General features: G+C 75.5%; 22 protein-coding genes. 8 read left to right on the forward strand and 14 right to left on the reverse strand.

Features of this window, described 5'->3' with window-relative positions; translation table 11 throughout:
* Positions 1-163: 163 nt before the first annotated feature.
* The 4 genes from ACFHW0_RS14200 to ACFHW0_RS14215 form a co-directional block, all read right to left on the reverse strand.
* A complete protein-coding gene (locus ACFHW0_RS14200; protein WP_199729487.1) occupies positions 164-331 on the reverse strand; it encodes a hypothetical protein in 168 nt (55 codons plus the stop codon).
* On the reverse strand, positions 319-1,191 hold the full coding sequence (locus ACFHW0_RS14205) for a tetratricopeptide repeat protein (protein WP_416607743.1): 873 nt from the start codon (positions 1,189-1,191) through the stop codon (positions 319-321). Before ACFHW0_RS14205 ends, ACFHW0_RS14200 begins: the two co-directional genes overlap by 13 nt.
* Positions 1,188-1,640: a hypothetical protein gene (locus ACFHW0_RS14210; protein WP_416607744.1), complete on the reverse strand. Its 453-nt coding sequence runs from the start codon at positions 1,638-1,640 to the stop codon at positions 1,188-1,190. Before ACFHW0_RS14210 ends, ACFHW0_RS14205 begins: the two co-directional genes overlap by 4 nt.
* Before the next feature lie 65 nt (positions 1,641-1,705).
* Positions 1,706-2,734 carry an RDD family protein gene (locus tag ACFHW0_RS14215; RefSeq protein ID WP_416607745.1) on the reverse strand — a complete coding sequence of 343 codons (1,029 nt, stop codon included), beginning with the start codon at positions 2,732-2,734 and terminating at the stop codon, positions 1,706-1,708.
* Positions 2,735-2,773: 39 nt separating this feature from the next.
* Between ACFHW0_RS14215 and ACFHW0_RS14220 the strand changes: the two genes are divergently transcribed.
* The gene (locus ACFHW0_RS14220; protein ID WP_416607746.1) at positions 2,774-3,730 is read left to right on the forward strand and encodes a stage II sporulation protein M; all 957 of its coding nucleotides are present in this window, start codon (positions 2,774-2,776) and stop codon (positions 3,728-3,730) included.
* Here ACFHW0_RS14220 and ACFHW0_RS14225 read toward each other — a convergent pair.
* Genes ACFHW0_RS14225 through ACFHW0_RS14245 form a run of 5 tightly spaced genes read right to left on the reverse strand, consistent with a single transcriptional unit; the run spans position 3,721 to position 9,029 of the window.
* On the reverse strand, positions 3,721-5,031 hold the full coding sequence (locus tag ACFHW0_RS14225; protein ID WP_416607747.1) for a DUF58 domain-containing protein: 1,311 nt from the start codon (positions 5,029-5,031) through the stop codon (positions 3,721-3,723). The two genes, ACFHW0_RS14220 and ACFHW0_RS14225, sit on opposite strands and share 10 nt — an antisense overlap.
* The gene (locus ACFHW0_RS14230) at positions 5,028-6,020 is read right to left on the reverse strand and encodes an AAA family ATPase (protein ID WP_416607749.1); all 993 of its coding nucleotides are present in this window, start codon (positions 6,018-6,020) and stop codon (positions 5,028-5,030) included. The genes ACFHW0_RS14225 and ACFHW0_RS14230 overlap by 4 nt, the downstream gene beginning before the upstream one ends.
* Positions 6,017-7,627 carry a DUF4350 domain-containing protein gene (locus tag ACFHW0_RS14235; protein ID WP_416607751.1) on the reverse strand — a complete coding sequence of 537 codons (1,611 nt, stop codon included), beginning with the start codon at positions 7,625-7,627 and terminating at the stop codon, positions 6,017-6,019. Before ACFHW0_RS14235 ends, ACFHW0_RS14230 begins: the two co-directional genes overlap by 4 nt.
* The gene (locus ACFHW0_RS14240) at positions 7,624-8,190 is read right to left on the reverse strand and encodes a DUF4129 domain-containing protein (protein WP_416607753.1); all 567 of its coding nucleotides are present in this window, start codon (positions 8,188-8,190) and stop codon (positions 7,624-7,626) included. The genes ACFHW0_RS14235 and ACFHW0_RS14240 overlap by 4 nt, the downstream gene beginning before the upstream one ends.
* Positions 8,187-9,029, reverse strand: a complete 843-nt coding sequence (locus tag ACFHW0_RS14245; RefSeq protein WP_416607755.1) for a hypothetical protein — start codon at positions 9,027-9,029, stop codon at positions 8,187-8,189. Before ACFHW0_RS14245 ends, ACFHW0_RS14240 begins: the two co-directional genes overlap by 4 nt.
* A 199-nt stretch (positions 9,030-9,228) precedes the next feature.
* On the opposite strand from ACFHW0_RS14245, the gene mtrA reads away from it, so the two are divergent.
* The 5 genes from mtrA to hpf all read left to right on the forward strand — a co-directional run bounded on the left by mtrA (position 9,229) and on the right by hpf (position 15,100).
* Positions 9,229-9,918: an MtrAB system response regulator MtrA gene (gene mtrA, locus ACFHW0_RS14250; protein ID WP_089001893.1), complete on the forward strand. Its 690-nt coding sequence runs from the start codon at positions 9,229-9,231 to the stop codon at positions 9,916-9,918.
* A gap of 12 nt (positions 9,919-9,930) precedes the next feature.
* Positions 9,931-11,718: an MtrAB system histidine kinase MtrB gene (gene mtrB / locus ACFHW0_RS14255; protein WP_416607757.1), complete on the forward strand. Its 1,788-nt coding sequence runs from the start codon at positions 9,931-9,933 to the stop codon at positions 11,716-11,718.
* Positions 11,715-13,508 (forward strand): LpqB family beta-propeller domain-containing protein, encoded by a 1,794-nt coding sequence (locus tag ACFHW0_RS14260; protein ID WP_416607759.1) that lies wholly within the window; start codon positions 11,715-11,717, stop codon positions 13,506-13,508. Before mtrB ends, ACFHW0_RS14260 begins: the two co-directional genes overlap by 4 nt.
* A gap of 5 nt (positions 13,509-13,513) precedes the next feature.
* Positions 13,514-14,218, forward strand: a complete 705-nt coding sequence (locus ACFHW0_RS14265) for a ComF family protein (RefSeq protein WP_416607761.1) — start codon at positions 13,514-13,516, stop codon at positions 14,216-14,218.
* 249 nt (positions 14,219-14,467) lie between these two features.
* Positions 14,468-15,100 (forward strand): ribosome hibernation-promoting factor, HPF/YfiA family, encoded by a 633-nt coding sequence (hpf, locus tag ACFHW0_RS14270; protein WP_416607763.1) that lies wholly within the window; start codon positions 14,468-14,470, stop codon positions 15,098-15,100.
* Between the two features lie 116 nt (positions 15,101-15,216).
* Here the strand turns inward: hpf and ACFHW0_RS14275 are convergent, their stop codons facing one another.
* On the reverse strand, positions 15,217-16,326 hold the full coding sequence (locus ACFHW0_RS14275; protein WP_416607765.1) for a GNAT family N-acetyltransferase: 1,110 nt from the start codon (positions 16,324-16,326) through the stop codon (positions 15,217-15,219).
* Positions 16,323-17,486 (reverse strand): GNAT family N-acetyltransferase, encoded by a 1,164-nt coding sequence (locus ACFHW0_RS14280; RefSeq protein ID WP_416607767.1) that lies wholly within the window; start codon positions 17,484-17,486, stop codon positions 16,323-16,325. Before ACFHW0_RS14280 ends, ACFHW0_RS14275 begins: the two co-directional genes overlap by 4 nt.
* A 160-nt stretch (positions 17,487-17,646) precedes the next feature.
* Here ACFHW0_RS14280 and secA point away from each other — a divergent pair, with 160 nt between their 5' ends.
* Positions 17,647-20,568: a preprotein translocase subunit SecA gene (secA, locus tag ACFHW0_RS14285; protein ID WP_416607769.1), complete on the forward strand. Its 2,922-nt coding sequence runs from the start codon at positions 17,647-17,649 to the stop codon at positions 20,566-20,568.
* 74 nt (positions 20,569-20,642) lie between these two features.
* Here the strand turns inward: secA and ACFHW0_RS14290 are convergent, their stop codons facing one another.
* Both ACFHW0_RS14290 and ACFHW0_RS14295 read right to left on the reverse strand, forming a co-directional pair.
* Positions 20,643-21,239: an Rv3235 family protein gene (locus ACFHW0_RS14290; RefSeq protein ID WP_416607771.1), complete on the reverse strand. Its 597-nt coding sequence runs from the start codon at positions 21,237-21,239 to the stop codon at positions 20,643-20,645.
* A 104-nt stretch (positions 21,240-21,343) separates the two neighbouring features.
* The gene (locus ACFHW0_RS14295) at positions 21,344-21,571 is read right to left on the reverse strand and encodes a helix-turn-helix domain-containing protein (RefSeq protein ID WP_121396459.1); all 228 of its coding nucleotides are present in this window, start codon (positions 21,569-21,571) and stop codon (positions 21,344-21,346) included.
* Positions 21,572-21,786: 215 nt separating this feature from the next.
* Between ACFHW0_RS14295 and ACFHW0_RS14300 the strand changes: the two genes are divergently transcribed.
* On the forward strand, positions 21,787-22,296 hold the full coding sequence (locus tag ACFHW0_RS14300; RefSeq protein ID WP_416607773.1) for a DUF6912 family protein: 510 nt from the start codon (positions 21,787-21,789) through the stop codon (positions 22,294-22,296).
* Between the two features lie 101 nt (positions 22,297-22,397).
* On the opposite strand, the gene ACFHW0_RS14305 is transcribed toward ACFHW0_RS14300, so the two are convergent.
* On the reverse strand, positions 22,398-23,447 hold the full coding sequence (locus tag ACFHW0_RS14305; protein ID WP_416607775.1) for a hypothetical protein: 1,050 nt from the start codon (positions 23,445-23,447) through the stop codon (positions 22,398-22,400).
* Positions 23,448-23,668 lie beyond the last annotated feature (221 nt).

Raw genomic sequence — 23,668 nt, forward strand, 5'->3', positions numbered from 1 at the left:
ACCGACCGCACCAACCGGGCCGGCCGCTTCTTCCCAGCGGCCGGCCCGGTCGGCGTTTCCGGGACGGGCGCGCGCCGCCACGGGTCGAGCCCGCCGGCGTCCGCGCGCCGCCACGGGTCGATCCGCCCGGCGTGCGCGCGGGCGGACGCGCGCCGCCGGGCGGTCAGTCCCGGGGGGAGCGGCGACGGGCGGGGCGGATCCAGCTCCACACGCACCAGACGAGCCAGGCCACCGAGACCACGGCCGCCAGCGTGCGCAGGCGCAGCGCGTCGAGCAGCAGCACCACGGCGAGGACGGCCAGCCACGGCCCGAACGCCCTCACGACCGCCACCGGCCGAGCACCATCCGGCGGACCAGCGGCGGAGCGACCCACGACCAGACGCAGAAGAGCATCCAGGCCAGGGCGAACAGGCCGCCGAGCACGTCCAGGCCGGCGGCGCTGAGCAGCACGATCACGCCGACCGCGAGCAGCCAGGTGCGGAAGATCCCCAGCCGGTAGAGCGGGCGCAACGGCAGCAGCAGCGGGTGCGCGTACACCCGGGTCTCCCAGGCGGCGTCCGCGTAGTCGGCGTCGGTCGGGTCGTGCGCCGCCGCCTGCCCGAAGGCGCGGTGGGCGGCGCCCACCCGGCCGCGGTGGGCGGCGGCGACGCCGTGCAGGGCGAGCGCCACCGGATTGCCCGGCCACGCCCCGAGGAACTCCCCGGCGACCCGCTCGGCCGCCCGGTCGTCACCACGGGCGTACGCGAGCTGGAACCGGGAGGCGAAGACGGCCGGGGCGTCCGGGACGATCGCCGCGGCGCGGGCCACCAGGCGTTCCGCCTTGTCGGTCTGGCCGACGGCGCAGCAGAGGTCGGCGTACTGGCAGAGCAGCCACGGGTTCTCCGGCTCGATGGCGAGCGCGTCCAGCAGCGCCCGCTCGGCGAGGTGGTGCTCGCGGCGGTGCCGCAGCGCGAGGCCGAGCCGGCCGAGCAGTTCGGCGTCCGGGCCGTGCTCGGCGAGCCCCTGCCGGGCCACGGCGACCACGTCGTCCCAGCGGTCGAGCACGGTCAGCGCGCCCGCCCGCAGCCGGAACGCGAGCAGGCTGGTGGCCAGCGGGGCGGGCAGCCGGTCGACCTCCGCCAGGGCCTGCTCCGGGCGGTTCACCTCCAGCAACCGGGCCACCCGCGCGAGCTGCATCTCCGGGGCGGTCACGCGGCGGCCACCAGGAAGACCAGCACGGCCTCGGCGAAGCCGAGCAGGAGCACCGCCCCGAGACCGGGCAGCCACAGCGAGGCGGGCTGGCCGCCACGCAGCTCGTACGCCCGGAACTGTCGTTTCTGGGTGGTGGCGGCGACGAGCCAGACCAGCCCGCCGGCCAGCGCCCCGACCAGTCGTACGGGGCGGTTGCCCCCGTCGTCGAAGATCGCGAGCGTGATCGTCAGCCGGGCGATCAGCGCGGCCAGCCCGGTGCCGAGCACCGCCAGGCGTGCCGGGCGGGACACCCCCAGCCGGTGCCCGTTGACCAGGGCCAGCACGGTGACGGCCGTCGGACCGCCGAACACGGCCGGGAAGATCAGCGACTGGGGCCGCCACGGCGGGCGTCGCACCTCGTACGTCGGCGGCGCGATCGTGGGGGTGAACAGGTCGTCAGCCACGGTCATCCTGTCTCGTAGGGGCGAGCCGGATCCTGCCACAGCCGGCGCCCGGCCCGCTTCCGCGCTGCGGCTCAGGTGCGGGAGTCGACCGTGGACGGGGCGTCGTCCCGCGTCGCGGGGAAGACCGCCGGTCGTACCGCCGGGGCGGCCTGCGCCGGCACGGCGGGCCCGGCCACCAGGGCGAGGTCCGGCGCCGCCGGCCGGATCGGGCCGGGCCGGGAGGTGGCGCCGGGCGGGACGGACACCAGCTCGGGCCAGAGCGTCGCGGCGGCCGACCGGCCGAGCCCCAGCCGGTGCCTCGCCCGCCGGTGCCGCTCACCCAGGACCGCGGCCAGGTAGACCGACTCGGGCATGCCCGGGGGCGGGGGCGGCGCGATCACCGCGGAGACCTCGGTCCACAGCCCGCGCCCAAGCCGCCCGCGCGCCGGCTCCGCCAGCTGGTGCACCCGGGCCAGGTACTGGCGGGCGGCCAACGCCAGGCCGTCGTCGAGCCGGCTCAGGTCCACCGTGCCCGCCCAGCCGGCCAGCGCGGGGACCGCCGTGGGGACGGGCCGCCAGGCGGTCGCCGTCCGGGTGTGCACGACGAGCGTGCCCGCCACCAGGTCGCCCAGTCGGCGCCCGCGCCGGTCGGTCACCATCACCGTCACCCCGGCCACCCAGCTCAACAGCGGCAGCACCAGACCGGGCCACTCCACGGCCACGCCGACCAGCGCCCGGATCAGCGACTGCCGCGCCGCGACCGGAGCGCCGTCGGCGCTGACCACGCGCAGCCCGACGGCCATCTTGCCCAGCGTGCGGCCGTGGTTGAACCGCTCGCAGAGCACCGGGTAGCCGATTAGCACCAGGATCAGGCCCACCGTCGCGATCGCGCCGGCCAGGGCGCCGTCGACCAGCCCCTCCGGCAGGTTGAGCAGCGCGACGCCGACGCTCATGGACAGCACCACCATGAGGACCGCCTGCGCCAGGACGTCGAGCAGCAGCGCGAGCACCCGGGAACCGATGCGGGCGGCCCGGACGTCCAGCTCCACGGCCTCCCCGCTGACCAGCCCGGCGTCGCCCCACGGGGCGGGTCGGACCGGCGGTCGCGGTTGTGCTCTCACCCCGACAGTGAACACTATGATCGCCGGACGGGGGTGACGGTGGATCTCGACGCGTACGTCGCGGAACACGGCGGGGAGTGGCGACGGCTGGAGGAACTCTCCGGGCGCGGCCGGCTCGACGCCGCCGAGGTCGACGAGCTGGTCGCCCTCTACCAGCGGGCGACCACCCAGCTGTCGGTGCTGCGCAGCCGCTCACCCGACCCGGCGCTGGTCAGCCAGCTCTCCCAGGTGGTGCTGCGCGCCCGGGCCCGGCTCACCGGGCGCCCGCGCCCGTCGTGGGCGGCGGTCGGACGGTTCTTCGTGGCCGGCTTCCCCGCCGCGGTCTACCGCGCCTGGCCCTGGTGGTGCGGGGTGGCGACCGGGTTCAGCCTGCTCAGCCTCTTCCTCATCTGGTTCGTCGCCGGCAACTCGCAGACGGCGGCGGCCTTCATCGGCGACGCGGCGGCCGCCGACCTGGTCGAGTCCGGCTTCGCCGGCTACTACACCGAGTTCTCCGCGCCGACCTTCGCCTTCCACCTGTGGACGCACAACGCCTGGCTCGCCGCCCAGTGCCTCGCCGCCGGGGTGCTGATCGTCCCGGTGCTCTACCTGCTCTGGCAGAACGCCCTCAACATCGGCGTGGTCGGCGGGGTGATGGTCGCCTACGGCCGCGCGGATGTCTTCTTCGGGCTGATCACCCCGCACGGGCTGCTGGAACTCACCGGCGTCTTCGTGGCCGCCGGGGTGGGCCTGCGCATCGGGTGGGCGTGGATCGCGCCGCCGACGCAGCTCACCCGGGGGCAGGCGGTGGCCCGGGCGGGACGCGAGGGCGTCCTCGTCGCCGTCGGGCTGGTGGGACTCTTCGCGGTCTCCGCCGTCATCGAGGCGTTCGTGACCCCCGCGCCCGTGCCGGTTCCGCTCCGCGTCGCCGCGGGCGCCGCCGTCTGGCTGGCCTTCCTGGCGTACGTGGTGGTCCTCGGTCGCCGCGCCGTCGCCGCCGAGCCTGATCAGAGCTGACCGAGGGCCTTCAGGCGCAGGTAGGTGTCGGCCAGCGTGGGGGCCAGCCGGCCCGCCGGGGCGTCGACCACGGTCACGCCGTGCCGGCCCAGGGCGGCGCGGACCCGGTCGCGTTCGGCGAGCGCCCGCCAGGCCGCCGCCGCGGCGTAGGCGTCCCCCGGGCGCTGTGGAACGCTGGTGGTGAGGGCGGTCAGCACCGGGTCGTGCGTCGCCGCGATCACCACCCTGTGCCGGGCGGCCAGCCGGGGGAGCACCGGCAGCAGCCCCTCGCCGAGGGCACCGGCCTCCAACGCGGTGAAGATCACCACCAGGCTGCGTTGGCGCTGCCGGCGCAGCAGCTCGCCCGCGATCAGGTCGAAGTCGGTCTCCGCCAGCGTCGGCTGGAGCGGGGCGAGGGCGTGCACCACCCGGGAGAGCAGGGCCGGCCCGCCGGTGCCGGTGACGGTGGCCCGCACCGCCGTGTCGGCGGCGAGCAGGTCGACCCGGTCGCCGGCGCGGGCGGCGAGGGCGGTGAGCAGCAGCGCGGCGTCGATGGCGGTGTCCAGCCGGGGTTCGTCGCCGACCCGCACCGCAGACGTCCGCCCGGTGTCCAGCACGCAGAGCAGCCGGCGGTCCCGCTCCGGCCGCCACGTGCGCACCAGGACGTCGGCCCGGCGCGCGCTCGCCCGCCAGTCGATCGACCGCACGTCGTCGCCGACCACGTACTCGCGGAGGGTGTCGAACTCGGTGCCCTGGCCCCGGCCTCGGCTCACCTGGGTGCCGTCGATGACCCGCAGCCGGGACAGCTTCTCCGGCAGGTGCCGGCGGGAGTCGAAGCGGGGCAGCACGCGCACCGTCCACGGCGGGGTGGCCGGTCGGCCGGAGCGCTGCCGGAACCCGAGCCCCAGCGGCCCGAACGAGCGCACCGTCAGCGCCATTGCCGGCCGGTCGCCCCGCCGCACGGGGGTGAGCCGGCTGGGCAGCGCCACCGTCGTGCCCGGTTCGACGCGTACCAGCCGCGCCGGGGGCACGTCGGGGCGGGCGCCGGCGGAGGGCACCCAGGCGTCGCGGACCCTGGCCCGCAGCGTACGGCCGGAGGGGTTGTGCAGCAGCAGCGTGACGGTGGCGGTGCCGCCGAGCCGGACCGCGCGGTCCCCCTCGCGGGCGGCGGTGAGCGCGCCCGGCGGCGTGGCCAGCGCCCGGTCGAGCAGCACCAGCAACAGCACCGCCCCGGTCATCACCAGCAGCCCGGCGAACGGCGACGGCCAGGCCGGCAGGGTCAGCGCGCCGACCGCCAGCAGGAGCGCCGCCCGCCAGGTCATCGCGGCGTCGGCACGGTGGCGAGCACCGTGTCCAGCACCGCGTCCACGCCGACGCCCTCCAGCTCCACCTCGGGGCGCAGCCGCAGCCGGTGCCGCAGCGTCGGCCGGGCGACCGCCTTCACGTCGTCCGGTACGACGTGGTCGCGACCGGCCAGCCAGGCCCACGCCTTGGCCGTGTTGAGCAGCGCGGTGGCGCCCCGGGGCGAGGCGCCCAGCTCCAGCGCCGGGGTGCTGCGGGTGGCCCGGCAGAGGTCCACGATGTAGCCGAAGAGCGGCTCGGCCACGTGCACCCGGCCGACCGCCGCCCGGGCCGCCGCCAGGTCGGCCGCGTCGGCCACCGGCCGTACGCCGGCAGCGCTCAGGTCGCGGGGGTCGAAGCCGGCGTGGTGCGCGCGGAGCACGCCCAGCTCCTCGTCCCGGTTGGGCAGCGGCACGGTGAGCTTGAGCAGGAACCGGTCGAGCTGCGCCTCCGGCAGCGGGTAGGTGCCCTCGTACTCGATCGGGTTCTGGGTGGCGGCGACGATGAACGGGTCGGGCAGCGCCCGCCGTTCGCCCTCCACCGAGACCTGCCGCTCCTCCATCACCTCCAGCAGCGCCGACTGGGTCTTCGGCGGCGTCCGGTTGATCTCGTCGGCGAGCAGCAGGTTGGTGAAGACCGGCCCCTCGCGGAAGGTGAAGGCGGCGGTGCGCGGGTCGAAGATCAGCGAGCCGGTGACGTCGCCCGGCATCAGGTCCGGGGTGAACTGCACCCGCTTGGACCCCAGATCGAGGGCGGTGGCCACGGTGCGGATCAGCAGGGTCTTGGCCACGCCCGGCACGCCCTCCAGCAGCACGTGCCCGCGGCAGAGCAGGGCGATCACCAGGCCGGTGACGACCGCGTCCTGCCCGACGACCGCCTTGGCGACCTCGGCACGCAGCCGGTGCAGCGCGGCGCGCGGGTCTGCGGGGTCGGTGGTCGGCGGCTCGGCGGTACCGGCGGGTCGGGTCACCGGGGGTCTCCTTCGGCTCGGTGCGGGTGCGGTGCGGCTGGCGGGGGCGGCCCTTGGGCGGGCGGGGGCGGCGCCGGCCGCACCGGACCGGGCGGCTGAGCCGCCGGCCCCTCGGCGGTCGGCGGCGGTGCCGCGGCGGGCGGGTGCGGCCCGGCGGCGGTCGGCGGCGGTGCCGCGGCGGGCGGGTGCGGGCCGTCGGTGGCGTGCGGGGCGGCGACGCGGGTCAGCCGGTCCAGCGCGCGGGCCAGGTCCAGCAGGTCCTGGTCGGTCTCGGGCCCGGCGCCGTGCAGCACCTCGGAGGTCCACCGGGGGTCGTCGCCGGTGCGGGCGGCGACCGCCGCGGCCACGTCGGCCGGCGGGGCGGTCGGCGGCAGGTGCAGCCGGGGCGTCAGGCGGTCCAGGGCGGCGGTCCGCAGGGTCCGCGCGGCCGCGTCCCGGGCGCCCGCCTTCTCGTAGAGCCGCGCCCGGCCGAGCACCGTCTCCGCCGAGCGGACCGTGACCGGCAGCGGCTCCACCGCCGGCGGGCCGAGCCGGCGGGCCCGCCAGAGCGCGGCCAGCAGGGCGGCCACGGCGAGCTGGGCCAGCAACGCCCACAGCCACGCGGGGAAGGCGGACCAGAGCGGGTCCGGCGGGTCGGGCCTGTCGGCCCGGGAGTCGTCGCGGCCCTCGCTGTCGCTGTCGTCGTCGGGCTCCCCGCCCGGGTCCGCCGGGTCGCCGGGGCGTCCGTCGCCGGTGCCGTCCCCGGTACCGGTGCCGCGGCCGGGACCGCCGTTCCCGGTGGAGCCGTCCGGCGTCGGCGACCAGGCCGGGCTGCCGCTGCTGCCGTCGCCGAGGACCGGCGGGGGCTCGGGGCCGTCCAGGTCGAGCCACACCACCCGGCCGGCCCCGCCGAGCAGCGCGGTGGCGAACGCCCGGTTGTCCCACTCGTCGATCCGGTCGTTGCGGAACGGATCGCTGGCGCCCACCGCCACGGTGCTCTCGGGGACCCGGGACAGCAGGGCGAGCCCGTCGGCGAAGCAGAACCGGACGGGCGCCGACGCGCCCGGGGCGGGCGCGTAGCGTTGCAGCCCGACCGCCACGCGCCCGAGCTGGCGCAGCTCCGGCAACGGGCAGGGCAGGCCCCGCGCGTCCGGCCCCACCGCCTGCGCGGCCCACCGGCGGCCGGCCGGTTCCACCGGCAGCAGCCTGACCGCCTCCAGCACCCGCCGCGGCGGGTCCACCAGCACGAGCCTGGTCGTCGAGGGCAGCGAGTCCAACGCGCCGACCGTGTCCGGGTGCAACAGCTCCGGCGCGGGCACGAAGAGCGTGGCCGCGCCGCTGCGGGCGGCCAGCAGGGCGCGCAGCGTGTCCGTCTCCCGCTGGACGGTGACGCCCCGCCCGCGCAGCGCGTCGGCGAGCCGGCTGCCGCCGTCGTCCCCGGTCGCGACCGGGGAGAGGAAACCCCGGTCGCCGGGGTCGGGCTGGTCGACCGCGTGGGTGATCAGGGTGGTGGCCAGCAGCGCCGCGGCCAGGCCCAGCGGGATCAGCAGCCGGTGCCGGCGGCGTCGTCGCCGGGGGGCGGCGTCCGCGCGTGGCGCCGGGGGGACGGCGGTGGCCTGTGCGCTCATGGTCGTGGCCCGTCCTCGGGTCGGCCGGTCAGCACCCGGTCCAGGTCGGCGGCGTGCTCCCGCATCCGGTGGTCGTGCTCGGCGGAGGCGGGACGCTGGCCGTACCAGAGTTCGGAGAAGATCGCGCCGGCGGCGCTCAGCGGTGGTCCCACCTGGGGCCGGGTGTCCGTCGCGGCCCGCACCAGCTCGGCGACGGTCATGCCGGGCTGCGGCTGCACCACGCGCCGGGCGGCCAGCTCCCGGACCATCGCACGCAGCCGCTCCCGGACGGCTTCGGCGTACCGGTCCTCGGCGGCGAACCGGTCCGCGAGGGAGACGTACGCGGCGGCGGGCAACTCGGGCTCGCGGGGAGCGGGGACGACCGGCGGCGGGGCGTCCGGCGGCGAGGTCCTCCGGCGGCGTCGGCGCAGCCGGGGCAACCGCCGGGGGACCCAGGAAGGGAACGTGTACCAGCCGGCCGCGACCAGCACCGCGGCGAGCACCAGCAGCAGCGCGACCAGGGACAGCGGCACCCGGTCGCCGAGCGCCGCCGTGGTCTCGGTCCACCATCGGCTGAAGCTCATCGCCCGGCCGCCAGCAGGACGGTCTCCGGCGTGCCCGCCCGGGCCCGGGAGAGCCGGATGTCCAGCCCCTCGGTACGCATCCGGGTCTCCAGGTGCAGCACCGCGTCCAGGCAGGCCAGGGCCGGGTAGGCGACGCTGTTCACACCCGCCCAGACGGCCAGCGACAGCCACCCGGCCCAGTCGCGGTCGACGAGGTCGAACGAGTCCAGCCCGAGGTGGACGCCGACGCCGAGGCCGACACGGACGATCCACCACACCAGGTAGCCGAGCAGCCGGATCCAGCCGCCCCGGCCGGCGGCGCGGACGGCCAGGGCGGCGGCGCGCAGCGGGGCGCGCAGCGGGTGCACCCGGTCCACGACCAGTGCCGGCGCCACGGCGCCGAGCAGGGCGAACCCGACGATCCACAGCGGTCCGAACAGCGCGACCCCGCACATCAGCACGCCGACGAGGACGGCGAGCAGCGCGGTGGCGCCCCAGCGCGCGCCGGCCGGGCGGAGCAGTTCCCGGGGGCCCGCCGCGCGGCCGAACAGCGCGGCCCCGGCGGCCCGGGCGGCCGGGTTGCCGAGCAGCAGGACGATCACCGCCTCGGTCGCCGCGCCCACCGCCAGCAGCAGCCAGTACGCGCCGAACCGCCCGAACTCCGGCAGCCAGGCGGGTGGCGCCGTGCCGGCGGCGAGCCGCAGCGGGTGCAGCAGGAGCTGCTCGGCCACGGCCAGCACGAGGGCGACCGGCACCAGCACCCGGGCCTGCCCGCGCAGCAGCAGGACCGCGGAGTCCAGCAGCTCGCCGACCGTGAGGGGGCGGCGCGGGAGCACGGCGGTCGGGCCGGCGTCGGGCACGCGTACTCCTGGGGAGGGACGGCGGTGGCGCGTGACGGCGCACGCGGGGATCATGGTGACACGCCCGTTCCGATCGGGTGGACCCGCACGTCGGGGCGGCGACGCCGGGCACCTGCTGCTGGGCGGCGACGTCCCACGGCAGTACCGTGCCGGGTGACGGGGATCCCACCGAACTGAAGGGGATGGAAACATTAACCCCATGAGAGCCCGGGTACTGGTGGTCGACGACGACCCCGCGCTCGCCGAGATGCTCGGCATCGTCCTGCGCAGCGAGGGGTTCCTGCCCTCGTTCGTCGCGGACGGGGAGCGGGCACTGGCCGCGTTCCGCGAGAACCGCCCCGACATCGTCCTGCTCGATCTCATGCTCCCCGGCATGAGCGGCATCGACGTGGCGCGGTCGATCCGGGCCGAGTCGGGCGTGCCGATCGTCATGCTGACCGCCAAGAGCGACACCGTCGACGTGGTGCTCGGCCTGGAGTCCGGGGCCGACGACTACGTGGTCAAGCCGTTCAAGCCCAAGGAACTGGTCGCCCGGATGCGGGCGCGGCTGCGCCGGGGCGAGGACGTCGCCCCGGAGATGCTGACCATCGGGCCGCCCGGCAACCAGATCACCATCGACGTGCCGGCGCACACCGTCAGCCGCAACGGCGAGGAGGTGAAGCTGACGCCGCTGGAGTTCGACCTGCTGGTCGCGCTCGCCCGCAAGCCGCGCCAGGTCTTCACCCGGGAGGTGCTGCTGGAGCAGGTCTGGGGCTACCGGCACGCGGCCGACACCCGGCTGGTCAACGTGCACGTGCAGCGGCTGCGGGCCAAGATCGAACCGGATCCGGAGCGGCCGGAAATCATCCTCACCGTGCGGGGCGTGGGCTACAAGGCAGGCACCGGATAGCCTGGTCACACTGTGGCCACCTCCCCGATTCCGGACCTCCCGACGGCAGCTCCGCGCCGGCGTGTCGCCGCGCGCGAGCTGTGGCGTGGCGTGAGCGGCCGGGCCGCGCGCCTGCTCGCCGGGTTGCACCAGAGCTGGCGGCGCTCGCTCCAGCTGCGGGTGGTGACCATCACACTGGTCGCGTCCAGCCTGCTGGTGGGCGGTTTCGCCTACCTGATCGCCGACAAGATCACCGGCATCCTCGTGGAGAACGTCGAGACCGACGTGCGGCTACGGCTGGGCAGCGGCGCGGACTACGCGGCGAAGCAGTTCGGCCTCTACAACCAGCCGCAGGAGGGTCAGCTCCAGGAGACCATCGACGGCACGGTCAACTACCTGGCCGGCGGTGACCCGCAGCAGACCACCGGCGTGATCGTGGCGCTCACCGCCGACAACCACACCGGGGCCATCCAGCCCCGGTCCTCGCCCGCGGTGAACGTCCGCCCGCTGATCAGCCCGGAGCTGCGCGAGACCGTCGCCGGCGGCAAGGTCGCCAGCCAGATCCGCACCGGCCGACTGGGCGAGGAGCGCACGAAATACCTGGTCTACGGCTCGCCGGTGCCCACCCGGTTCGGTCAGGTGGAGCTCTACTACCTCGTGCCGCTGGTCCGGCAGGACGCCACGGCCGCCGACGTACGGGGCACCGTGGCCGCCACCGGAGCGGCCCTGGTGCTCCTGCTGGCCCTGCTCGCCGGCCTGGTCACCCGGCTGGTGGTGACCCCGGTGCGGGTGGCCGCCCGCACGGCCCAGCGGCTCTCCGCCGGCCTGCTCGACCAGCGGATGGTGGTCAACGGCGAGGACGACCTCGCCCTGCTCGCCGCGTCGTTCAACCAGATGGCGACCAACCTGCAACGGCAGATCCTGCGGCTGGAGGAGATGTCCCGGCTGCAACGCCGCTTCACCTCCGACGTCTCGCACGAGCTGCGTACGCCACTGACCACGGTCCGGATGGCCGCCGACCTGATCTTCGCCGAGCGGGACGAGTTCGACCCGGCGGTGGCCCGCAGCGCCGAGCTGCTCCAGGCCGAGCTGGACCGGTTCGAGGAGCTGCTCACCGACCTGCTGGAGATCAGCCGCTTCGACGCCGGCTTCGCCATGCTGGACTCCGAGCCGACCGACCTGGTGCCGGTCGTGCACCGGGTGGCCGACCGCCTGGCCGGTCTCGCCGAGCGGGTCGGGGTGGCCATCGAGCTGGACGTTCCCGGCACCCCGGTGATCGCCGAGGTCGACCCCCGGCGGGTGGAGCGGGTGCTGCGCAACCTGGTCGGCAACGCCGTCGAGCACGGCGAGGCCAAGCCGGTGCTGATCACGCTCGGGGTGGACGACACGGCGGTGGCGATCACCGTCCGCGACCACGGGGTGGGGCTCAAGCCGGGCGAGGAGAAGCTGGTGTTCAACCGCTTCTGGCGGGCCGACCCGTCCCGGGCCCGGCAGACCGGCGGCACCGGGCTCGGCCTGTCGATCAGCCTGGAGGACGCCCGGCTGCACGGCGGCTGGCTGGAGGCGTGGGGGGCGCCCGGGCAGGGCGCCCAGTTCCGGCTCACTCTGCCGTCGCGGGCCGGCGACCGGCTGACGACCTCGCCGTTGCGGCTGGTCCCGGCCGACGCCGCGCTGCCCTTCGGCGGACCCCGGGCGGGCGGGCTGCTGGCCATCGGTCCCGGCACCGGGGGCGCGCTCACGATCGGCCCCGGCGGCGACGGCGCCCTGGCCGTCGGCCCGCGCCGGGCGGGCAACGGGGGGCACGCGGAGGTGGGGTCGTGAGGCGTCGGCTGCTCGCCGGCCTGCTCGGCGGCGCGCTGCTGCTGGGCGGTGTGACCGGCTGCGGCATTCCGGAGAACACCGAGGTCCGGGTGGACGGCCCGGGACCGGCGGCGGAGGGCGGTTCGACCAGCGGCAGCCGGGGCGAGCCCCCGAGCCGGAGCGCGGCCGGCACCGACGCCGAGCAGTTCGTCCAGAACTTCCTCTCCGCCGCGGCCGGCGAACCGGACGGGGCGTACCAGCGGGTCCGGCAGTTCATCGTGCCGGCGGACCGCGACCGCCTCCAGATCAAGCAGGGCAGCGAGGTCGCGCTGGCCGTCGTCCGGCTCACCGAGGAGCCGGTACCCGTCTACGCTCCGGACCGGACCGAGGTCACCCTCAAGGTGCAGCAGGTCGGGCAGCTGCGCACGGACGGCACGTTGGCCCCGCCGGAGACGAGCACCACGACCTACACCTTCGAGCTGCGCAGCCAGGCCGGGCAGGACGGCCTGACGGACGGCGGGCTGTACGTGGCGAACCCGCCGACCGCGCTGCTGCTCAGCGTCGAGGCGCTGGAGACGTACTACCAGAGCCGGACCATCTACTTCTGGAACAACGACCGCACCCGCCTCGTCCCCGACCAGCGCTACCTGCCCCTCGCCGTGCCGGACGAGCGGCGGGTGAGCGAGGTGGTCAAGTGGCTGACCGCCGGCCCCTCCGCCTGGCTCGGCACGGCCGTCAGCAGGCTGCCGGACGGCACCCGGCTGATCAACAACGCCACCCGGACGGACGGCCGCTGGGAGGTCGACCTGGAGATGCCGGAGAACAAGGCCCGGCTGGAGCAGCTCGGCACGCAGCTCGCCTGGTCGCTGCCGGACTTCGACGGGCCGCTCGACATCAAGATCCGCAACCAGTCCCAGGAGTTCATCCCCGACCTGGAGCGGCGCCGCCTGGACCGCCCGGTGCACCAGCTCCCGGATAGCTTCCAGCGGTTCTGCGTCTACGAGGGGGCCGTCCACCCGCTGGCCTACGCCGGCGAGCCCAGCGGCCCGGTGCCCGTGGACGCCAAGGCCAACCGGAACGTCGTGTCCGCCGGGCTCAGCCGCGCCGACAACCAGGTCCTGGCGGCGCTGGTGGTCACCGACGCGGGCCGGCAGTGGCTCTCCGTCGGCACCGGCACCGACCCGGTGGCCGTGTTCAGCCGCAGCGCCAAGGGCTACGCCGCCATGAGCCGGCCCGTCTGGCTGCGCTCGACGTACCGGGGGCAGCCGGCCGGGCTGGTGGTCGCCGACGGAAGCCTGTACCGCTTCGACGCCCAGGCGCAGCTCACCGCCGTGTCGCTGGGCGTACCCGGCCCGGTGACGGCGGTGGCGGCCTCGCTGGACGGCCACCGGATCGCCGCCATCGCCGGGGGCGCGCTCTACGTCGCCGCCCTCAGCCCCGACGGTGCGGGGGTCACGCCCGGCCCGGCCCGTCGGCTGCCCACCCGGCTGACCAGCCTGTCGGCCGTCGACTGGTACGGCGAGAACGCCCTGGTCCTCGCCGGCGCGGTCGGCCGCCCGGCGGTCTACGAGGTCAGCGTGGACGGCGCCCGGGAGAGCCGGCTGGAGGACAAGATCGGCGCCCGCGTGACGCACCTGGCCGCGTACCCGGCGAACGCCGTGGGGCGCGTCGGCGCCGCGATGTACGAGGCGAATGGGGTGGCGTACCGCAGCGGCCCGTTCGAGCGGATTCCGCCCGAGCAGGTGCAGGAGGTCGCGCCGTCGGCCGGGGCGCGCGCCGGCAACCCGACCGCCCCCTTCTTCCTCTACTGATCTCCGTGCGGGATCTCGGCGGGCTCTGGGCGGACCTCACCGACCTGGTGCTGCCCGTGGAGTGCGCCGGCTGCCGCGAGCGCCGACCGGGGCTGCGGCACGGCGTCTGCCCGGAGTGCGTGGCGGCGCTCGGCGCGCTGCGCCCCCGGGCCGTACGCCCCACTCCCGTCCCGCCCGACCTGCCGCCCTGCGTCGCCCTCGGCCCGTACGCGGGCCCGCTGCGGGAGGCACTGCTGGCGTACAAGGACCACGGCCGGCACGGGCTGGCCCGGCCGCTGGGGTCGCTGCTCGCCGAGGTCGTGGCGGCGGCGGTCGGCGGGGTCCGCCCGGTGACGCTGGTGCCGGTGCCGGACACCGCGGCGGCGGCCCGCGCCCGGTACGGCGACCACCTCGGCCGGCTGACCCGGCACTGCGCGGACCGGCTGCGCCGGGCGGGCTGGCCGGTGCGGGTGCGGCGACCGCTGCGGGCCCTGCCCCGCCCGGACTCGGTGACGCTGGACAGCGCGGGTCGGGCGGCGGCGGCCGAGGCGGCCTTCCGGGTGCGCCCGCGGGTCCCGTCCGCGCCCGACGGGGCGGCGGTGGTGGTGCTCGACGACATCCTGACCACCGGGGCCACCCTCGCCGCGGTGGGGCGGGAGCTGACCGCGAGCGGGCTGTCACCGACGGTCGCCGCGGTGCTCGCCGCGACCGAGAGACGCCGCAAGTTGTGACGGTGCGTGTTTCCGTTTCACCCGTTGGTGTATGAGCTGTGAAAAGTTGTTGGCCGTGGTGGCGACCGGGGGTGACTGTCGGGCGAACAGGAGTTAGCGTTTTCGTGTCGGGGGTAGGAGGTCTTTCCACCCGCCCCCGGCGGTGAAAGGAGGCGTAGCCGCACTGACCGGTCGACGCCGAGTGGGACCTCCCCCAGGGGCGCGCGACCGGATGCCGGAACGAACGACCGTCCGAACTAGGGAGGTCACATGGACATCGTGGTCAAGGGCCGTAACGTCGAAGTGCCGGATCACTACCGGGTGCACGTGGCGGAGAAACTCGCGAAGATCGAACGCTACGACCACAAACTTATTCGTGTCGATGTAGAGCTGTTTCACGAGCGTAATCCACGCCAGGCGGACCACTGCCAGCGCGTCGAGATCACCTGCGTTTCCCGTGGCCCGGTGATCCGGGCGGAGGCCTGCACGAACGACTTCTACAGCGCGCTCGACGCGGCCATCGCCAAGCTGGACACCCGGTTGCGCCGGGCGGCCGACCGCCGCCGCGTCCACCGGGGACGGCACGCGCCGCTCTCCGTCGCCGCGGCCACCGCCAACCTGCCGGTAGCCGGCCTCGACGCGCCGCTGGGCGCGTCCCCCGACGGCGCCGGGACGGCCACCGCCGTCGCCGAACGGGTCGAGGAGGAGGAACGCGACCAGCCCTGGCACATCGCGCGGGAGAAGGTGCACCCCGCCGAGCCGATGACCGTCGACGACGCCCTGTTCCAGATGGAACTCGTCGGCCACGACTTCTACCTGTTCCAGGACAAGGAGTCCGGCCGCCCGAGCGTCGTCTACCGGCGGCACGCCTACGACTACGGAATCATCTCCCTCGCCGTCTGACCCTCCGGCGCCGTGGTGGCGGCCCACCCCGCCACCACGGCCCGCCGGGGGCGGGCAAGATCGCCGGGCACCCGGGGCCGACACCGCCCCCGGAGCGCCGGATCCGGGCGGGCGGGTCAGCGGAGTTCGTCGGGGAGCAGCCCGAAGACCAGGTCGTCGAGGCGGGCGCCGGCGAGCCCCGGCAGCCGCCCGCGCAGCAGGCCCTCCCGGCGGAATCCGACCCGCTCCAGCACCCCGTGCGAGGCAGTGTTGTCGGGCACGGTGCCGGCGACCAGCCGGGCGATGCCGGCCGGGCCGAACGCCCAGCCGGCCAGGAGCCGCACCGCCCTGGTGGCCAGCCCGCGTCCCCGCTGGTCGGGCAGGAGCGCGTAGCCGATCGAACCCTCGCCGGCCGCCGGGTCGGAGAGGCTGAGCCCGCAACTGCCCGCCGGCTCGCCGGTGACCGCGTCGACGATCAGCAGGCGGGCGGTGGCGCCGGTGAGCCACGCGCTCTCGGCCAGCAGGCAACGCCGCTCGATGGCCGCCCGGGTCGGGGGCACCGGCGGGGCCTGGTTCGCCACCACCTCCGGCCGGGTGTGCAGGCGGTACATCACGTCGACGTCGTCCGGGCCGAGCCGGCGCAGGGTCACCACGCCGTCGGTGAGCCGGCCGTCGGGCAGGTCCGGCAGGAGCCGGGGGGCGGGACCGGGCGGGTCGTCGGCGAGCCGCACCCATGCGAGCAGGTCCGTCCGGCCGCCGCCGCGCAGCTGGCCGGCCGCCCGGCGTACCCCCTCGTGGCTGAAGCCGGCGGCGAGCGCCACCCGCTGGCTGGCCGGGTTCTCGGCGTGGGTCATCAGCTCCAGCCGGTCGACGCCGTGCCGGAGCGCGGAGTCGGCCAGGGCCCGCGTCGCGGCGGTCGCGATCCCGCGCCGCCGCGCCCACGGCGCCACCCAGTAGCCCACCTCCGCCTGTCGGCGCGGCGCCACGACCTGGCCGATGCCCGCGCCGCCGACCAGCCGGTCGGTGGTCCGGTCGGCGATGGCGTACGCGGCCCCGCCGGTGGCCCAGGCCGCCGGGGCGCCCTCGGCGATCCACCAGCGGGCGTCTGCCTCCGTGTACGGCTGCGGCATGCCGGGGTTGAAGCGCAGGTTGACCGGGTCGCCGCAGCCGGCGGTCAGGTCGGCGGCGTCGGCGGGGCGGAACTGCCGCAGCCGCACCCCGTCGGCCTCGATCACCTCGGGCGTCACGTCAGGTCCCCGGCGAGCAGCGCGCCGACCCAGACGTCCACCCGCTCGCCGCGGTGGGTGAGCCCGCTCCGGGCGATGCCCTCGACCGTGAAGCCGGCCTTCTCCGCGACCCGGCGGGAGGCGGTGTTGCCGACGTTGGCCCGCCACTCGATCCGGGCCAGGCCCAGGGTGGTGAAGCCCCAGGCGCTCAGGGCGGTCAGCGCGGCCGGCAGGTAGCCCCGGCCCCGGGCCGCGGGGGCGGCCATGTAGCCGACGTCGGCCAGCAGCGGGTCGGCGGGGGAGAGTCGCAGGTCGATCGTGCCGACGTACCGGTCCTCGGCGTCGGCGACCACGAAGCAGGCGCTGGTGCCGCCGGCCCAGGTGCCCCGGCCGAACTCCAGGTACGACTCGGCGTCCGCCCGCTCGTACGGGTCGGGCACGCTGGTCCAGCGGAGGGTCTCCCGGTCCCGGCAGGTGTCGACGATCGCGTCCAGGTCGCGTTCCTCCATCGGGCGCAGCCGCAGCTCGGTGGCGCCGGCGGTGGCGAAGAGGACGGGCTGGGACCCGCCGAAGACGGCGGCGCGGCGGGCCTCCAGGGTGCCCGGCCCGGCCGGACCGGTCTCCCCGGGGGCGGGCACCTCGCCGGGGAGCAGGGAGCCGATCCAGCCCTCCGTACCGCCGCCGGGGGCGGGGTCGGCGAGCCGCAGCCGGCCCTCGACGCGGAAGCCCGCCCGGAGCGCGACCAGGCGGGAGGCGTGGTTGCCCACCTCGGCCTGCCAGATCAGCCGGCGCAGCGCCAGCGAGTCGAAGGCCCAGCGGGCGACGGCCCGGGCGGCCCGGACGCTGACGCCCGCGCCCCGGGCCCAGGGCGCGGTCCAGTAGCCGATCTCGCCGGAGCGCAGGCCGGCGTCGATCGAGACCAGCCCGCAGGAGCCGAGCAGCTCGCCGGTGGCGGCGTCGCAGACCGCGAACGGCGCCCCGGTGCCCGCCGCCCAGTCCGCCGGGGTCACCTCGGTGACGAACCCGAGGGCGTGTTCGGCCCGGTACGGGCGCGGTACGGTGGTCCAGCGCTGGATGTCCGGGTCCTGGCACGCCCGGTGCACCGCGTCGGCGTCGGTCGCCCGCCAGGGTCGCAGCAACAGGCCGTCCTCGGTGATCTCCACAGGTTCCACCCGAGCCATCGTGCCGGACCGTTCGCGGACGGCGTAACCGGATTTCGGCGGGCCGGCGCGAGTCGAGCGTGTTATGTCGGTTTCGCCGGCTCGGAGGGCCGCCACCAGTGACCATCGCGCCGATGAAGCGCCTACGATGGTTCGAGACTGTCTAGGGGAGCGTTGATCCGTGTCGATTCTGGAAAAGGTCCTCCGCGCGGGCGAGGGCCGTATGGTGCGCCGGCTCAAGGCCATCGCCGCCGCCGTCAACTCGATCGAGGACGACTACGTCAACCTCACCGACGACGAGCTGCGCGGCATGACCGACCAGTTCAAGGAGCGGCTCGCCGAGGGCGAGACCCTCGACGACCTGCTGCCGGAGGCGTTCGCGGTGTGCCGTGAGGCGGCCGCCCGGGTGCTCGGCCAGCGGCCCTACGACGTCCAGGTGATGGGCGGCGCGGCGCTGCACTTCGGCAACATCGCCGAGATGAAGACCGGTGAGGGCAAGACCCTGACCTCGGTCATGCCGGTCTATCTGAACGCGCTCTCCGGCAAGGGCGTGCACGTCATCACGGTCAACGACTACCTGGCCCAGCGTGACGCCGCCTGGATGGGGCGCGTGCACGAGTTCCTCGGCCTCACCGTCGGCGTGGTGCTGCCCAACCGGCCGGCCACCGAGCACCGGGCCGCCTACGAGTGCGACATCACCTACGGCACCAACAACGAGTTCGGCTTCGACTACCTGCGCGACAACATGGCGTGGTCGAAGGAGGAGCTGGTCCAGCGCGGCCACAACTTCGCGGTGGTCGACGAGGTCGACTCGATCCTGATCGACGAGGCCCGCACCCCGCTGATCATCTCCGGCCCGGCCGAGCACTCCGCCCGCTGGTACGGCGAGTTCGCGGGCGTCGTGGCCCGGCTCCAGCCCGGCAAGGACGGCGAGGGCGACTACGAGGTCGACCACTCCAAGCGCACCATCGCGGTCACCGAGCGCGGCGTGGCCAAGGTCGAGGACCGGCTGGGCATCGACAACCTCTACGAGTCGGTCAACACCCCGCTGGTGGGCTACCTCAACAACGCCATCAAGGCCAAGGAGCTCTACAAGCGCGACAAGGACTACATCGTCAGCGACGGCGAGGTCCTGATCGTCGACGAGTTCACCGGGCGCATCCTGCACGGCCGCCGCTACAACGAGGGCATGCACCAGGCGATCGAGGCCAAGGAGGGGGTGGAGATCAAGCAGGAGAACCAGACCCTGGCCACCATCACCCTCCAGAACTACTTCCGCCTCTACGAGAAGCTCTCCGGCATGACCGGTACCGCCCAGACCGAGGCGGGCGAGTTCAACAAGGTCTACAAGGTCGGCGTGGTGACGATCCCGACCCACCGGCCGATGGTCCGGCAGGACCGGCCGGACGTGATCTACAAGACCGAGAAGGCCAAGTTCAACGCCGTGGTGGAGGACATCGCCGAGCGGCACGCGATGGGGCAGCCGGTGCTCGTCGGCACCGTCTCGGTGGAGAATTCCGAGATCATCTCCCAGCTGCTGCGCCGGCGCGGCATCCCGCACTCCGTGCTGAACGCCAAGTTCCACGCCCGCGAGGCCGAGATCGTCGCGCAGGCGGGCCGCAAGGGCGCCGTCACCGTCGCCACCAACATGGCCGGCCGCGGCACCGACATCCTGCTCGGCGGCAACCCCGAGTTCCTCGCCGCCAACGAGCTGCGCCAGCGCGGCCTCGACCCGGTCGAGCAGGAGGAGGAGTACGCCAAGGCGATGGAGGAGGTCCTGCCCCAGTGGAAGCATGCCTGCGACGCCGAGGCGGAGGAGGTCGCCGCCGCCGGTGGCCTCTACGTGCTGGGCACCGAGCGGCACGAGTCCCGCCGCATCGACAACCAGCTGCGCGGTCGGTCGGGCCGCCAGGGTGACCCCGGCGAGTCCCGCTTCTACCTCTCGCTCCAGGACGAGCTGATGAAGCGCTTCCGCTCCGGCGCCGTCGAGGCGGTCATGGAGCGTTTCAACATCCCGGAGGACGTGCCCATCGAGTCGAAGATGGTCACCAAGCAGATCAAGAGCGCGCAGGCCCAGATCGAGGGCCAGAACGCCGAGATCCGCAAGAACGTCCTCAAGTACGACGAGGTCATGAACAAGCAGCGCCAGGTGATCTACGCCGAGCGGCTGCGGGTGCTCAACGGCGAGGACCTCTCCGACCAGGTCCGCAACATGATCGACGACGTCGTCGAGGCGTACGTGCGGGGGGCCACCGCCGACGGCTACGGCGAGGACTGGGACCTGGAGCAGCTCTGGGCCAGCCTCAAGCAGCTCTACCCGGTGGGTATCACGATCGAGGAGCTGGAGGAGGAGGCCGGCGGCTCGCGGGCCGGCATCGACGCGGACTTCCTGCTCTCCCGCCTCAAGGAGGACGCGCACGCCGCGTACGACCGGCGCGAGGAGCAGCTCGGCGAGGAGGGCACCCGCCAGCTGGAGCGGATGGTCCTGCTCCAGGTCATCGACCGCAAGTGGCGCGAGCACCTCTACGAGATGGACTACCTCCAGGAGGGCATCAGCCTGCGGGCGTACGCCCAGCGCGACCCGGTGGTGGAATACCAGCGCGAGGGCTTCGACATGTTCGCCACCATGATGGACGGCATCAAGGAGGAGACGGTCGGCTTCCTCTACAACCTCGAGGTCCAGGTCAACGAGCCGGAGCCCGAGGCCGAGGAGGTCCAGCTGCTCGACAAGCCGGTCGAGATCCGGGCGAAGGGCCTGGGCCGGGCCCCGCAGCAGCAGGGCCTGCAGTACTCCGCGCCGACCATCGACGGCGAGGCCGGTGCCGGCGCGGTGGCCGTCGAGCGTGACGAACAGCAGGCTCCCGCGCTGGGTGTCGGTCGTCCGGTCCCGGCCGCCCCGGCCGCGCCGGGCACGACCGCCCCGGCGGCGCCGCAGCGTCCGGCGTCCGGTCTGCGCGGCCCGGGCGTCCCGGCCGGCAACAACCGGCGGGTGGCGCCGGGGCAGGCGGAGGCCGGCAACGGCCCGTCCCGCAACGCGCCGTGCCCGTGCGGGTCCGGCCGGAAGTACAAGCGCTGCCACGGCGCCCCCAACGGCGGCGCGTGACAAGCAGTTGAGCGGGCCCGCGCCCGCCCGAGCAGTGTGGAGCCGCGGTCCCCAGACCGCGGCTCGCCTGCGTTTCAGAGCACCTGGAGGGCCGTGCAGAGCCAGCTGCCCCGGCGGTGCTCCAGGCGTAGCGCCATCGCCCAGGTGCGCCCGCCCGTGCTGGCGAGCACCGCGGCCACCTCGACGGCGGCGGCGCGCGGCTCGCAGACCCGCAGCCGGAGCAGGCGTACGGCCGGTCGGGTCGACCGGCGGCGGACCGGACCGGAGCGGGCGGTGGCGCGGGCCAGCTCGGGCAGCAGTCCGGCCGCCCGCGCCGGGTCGAGCAGCGGCCTGAGCTGCCCGGGCGGGCGGTAGCCGTTGAGCACCTCCAGGCAGGTGCGGAGGAAGCGGTGCGCGGCCCGGGTCGCCTCGGGGGTGGCGGTCACCAGCGCGTCCAGTGGCAGCGGGGCGGCGGGTTGACGACCGGGGCCGCTCGGCACCGGCCGCTGCCGTCGGCCGGGTGGCCGGTCGGCCCCGCGCCGGGACGGCTCGAACAGGTCGAGGACGAGCTGGGCGTGGCCCGCAGCCGGCCAGTGGGCGGTGTCGTCGTCGGTGAACGGCGGCTCGAACGACGGGGCGGGGCGCAGTCGGACGGGAGGTCGCGCCGGCCCGGGGCGGCGGGGGTCGGTCATCCGGATACCTCCCATGATCTTGCGTTTGCTTACGTTTGCTTCCGACAGCGTTCATTCTCGGGCATGGCAGAGCCCACGGTCAATGCCTGTGCGGATCGGTCCGGTTACTCGGGGTCGCGGTCGGCCAGCGGGTTGCTCCGCACCCAGTCGGCCGTCTCGGCGTACTTGCGCTCGATGTACTCCTCCAGCCGGGCGCGTTCCACCCGCCACTGACCACGCCCGCCGATCTTGATCGCGGGCAGTTCGCCGCTGCGCACCATGTGGTAGACCTGCGAGTCCGACACGTTCAGCTCGGTGGCCACGTCGGAGAGCAGCAGGAACCTCGGCTCCACGAAAACCCCCGGGGTTGGCGTCGTTTGGTTCAGTTTGCCACCGACGGCCGACATGGCCCAGCCGCCCCGGACGCGACCTGCGGCGACACGCCCCGGGACACACCGGCGGGACGCTTCCACCGGGAAGGTGCGCGGTGTATGACGGTCACGGCATAGGGCATGATCGGCCGGGACCGGCGGAGGCCGGCGCAGGACCTGAGCGGGGGAGACTACCGGTGACCGAGGAGCTTGTCCGGGTGTACGTGCCGGCGACCGTCCCGATGCTGACCCTCCTGCGCGGCGCGGGCCTGCCGGTGGCCGCCGCGCACGCGGTGACCCCCACCCTGCGGGAGTGGTACGCCGATGGCGACGAGGAGGAGCTGGAGTACGTCGCCTTCACCCGGGCCGCCCAGGACGCGTTGCAGCTGCTCCGGGCCGACCCCGACGCGCCCCGCCGCCGGGTCGTCGTCTCGGTCGACCTGCCCGCCTCGGCAGTGGGCCGGGGCGACGGGGAGCTGGGCTCCAGCGCGGTCGAGCTGGGCGCCCCCGTGCCGGTCGGCGCCGTCGCGGCCGTCCACGTGGACGGGGCCGACGCGGTCGACGACGTGTCCGCCGCGGCGGAGGTGGTCACCGAGGCCCTGGCCGGCGACGAGGACGCGCAGTTCACGGTCGACGGCGCCGAGGACCACGAGCTGGAGTGGTACGACGTCACCGAGTTGGACCTGCTGCTCCGCGCGACCTCCTGACCGGCGCGCGCCACCTGCGGTGCCCGCCGACGGGGTGTCGACCGACGCCGGCGGCACCGGCGGGTGACGCCCGGCGCCGGCGGCGCGGGCGGGCGCCGGGGTCAGCGGGTGGGGGCGGCCTCGGCCGGCTCGTCGTCGTCGGCGTGGGCCGGCCCCAGGGTGCGGCCGAAGGCGATCATCGCGGTCAGGGCACCGACGAAGAGCACCCAGATGGCGTTGTCGATCCGGGAGGTGCCCAGCGAGGTCTGGGCCACCGCGTCCGCCTCGCTCAGCGCGCCGGCCAGGTCGAGCAGGGACCGCCCGCCGACCCGGATGATCACCTCGGCGACGATCAGGAGCAGGCCGGGGCCGGCGCCGGCCAGCAGGTAGGCGGGCCAGCGGGGCGCGGGCGCCGCCGCGTCGTGCCGGGCGGCCCGGCGGCGGGCGAGGGTCAGGTATCCGAAGGCCAGCAGCCCGGCCAGCAGGCCGGCGAGCAGCGACTCGGTGCGGGACACCCACTTGGCGGCGCTGAGCAGCGACTCCTGGGTGTCGCCGCCACCGAACAGGTCGAAGAGCGGGTCGCGGGCCCGGCTGAACGCCACCACGAAGATCAGCGTGCCGAGGGCGGCCGCCACCACGGCCCCGACCACGGACCCGCTCCGGGCGCCGGCGATGGCCCCGCCGACGGTCGCGGCGGCGGCGGTGGTCGCGGCGATCACGTTGGTGGTCGCGTTGTCGGCGTACGTCAGGTTGATCGCGAACGCGGCGGCGAGCCCGACGAGCAGGCCGGTGCCGATCGCCGCCACGAAGCGCAGGGTGACCCGGTCGCTGCCCCGGCGGGCGAGCAGGTCGACGCCGAAGAGAGCGAAGCCGGCGCCGGCGACCAGCGCGGCCGAGATCACCCCCGGCAGGGCGAACGCGGAGAGGCTGATGGCGGTGAGCCCGGCGGCAGCGAAGCTGATCACCTCGCGGGTCGACCAGAGCATCGCGGCCAGCCACCCGAGCGACAGGAGCGCGAGCAGCGGCGCACCGGGCGCGAGCGCCGGCACCGTCCCGTCGGCCGGGCGCCCGGTCCCGGCACCGGTGCCGTCCGTCGCGTCCGCCGGCGCGGTGGCGCTGTCGCCGGCGGGGTCCGACCCCGCGGCTGCGGAGCTGCCGGGCTGCTTGGTCATCGTCTTCCCTCCGACGGACGCCCGGCCCCGGTGGGCCGGCAGTTCACCGGCCACCCAGCGTACGCGTCCACCACCCCCACCACCCGTGGCCCGCCCCGCGCAGGGTGGGAAGGCCGAGGGACCGGGGCGTGGAAGAATCGGGGAGAGGTCCCGCTGCCGTGACCGGTCAACCCGGCGCGGCGTCGGCGCCGGTCACCCGGCCGGTGCCCGCGGGTCCGGTT

Source organism: Micromonospora sp. LOL_025, assembly GCF_048060285.1.
Classification (GTDB): Bacteria; Actinomycetota; Actinomycetes; order Mycobacteriales; family Micromonosporaceae; genus Micromonospora.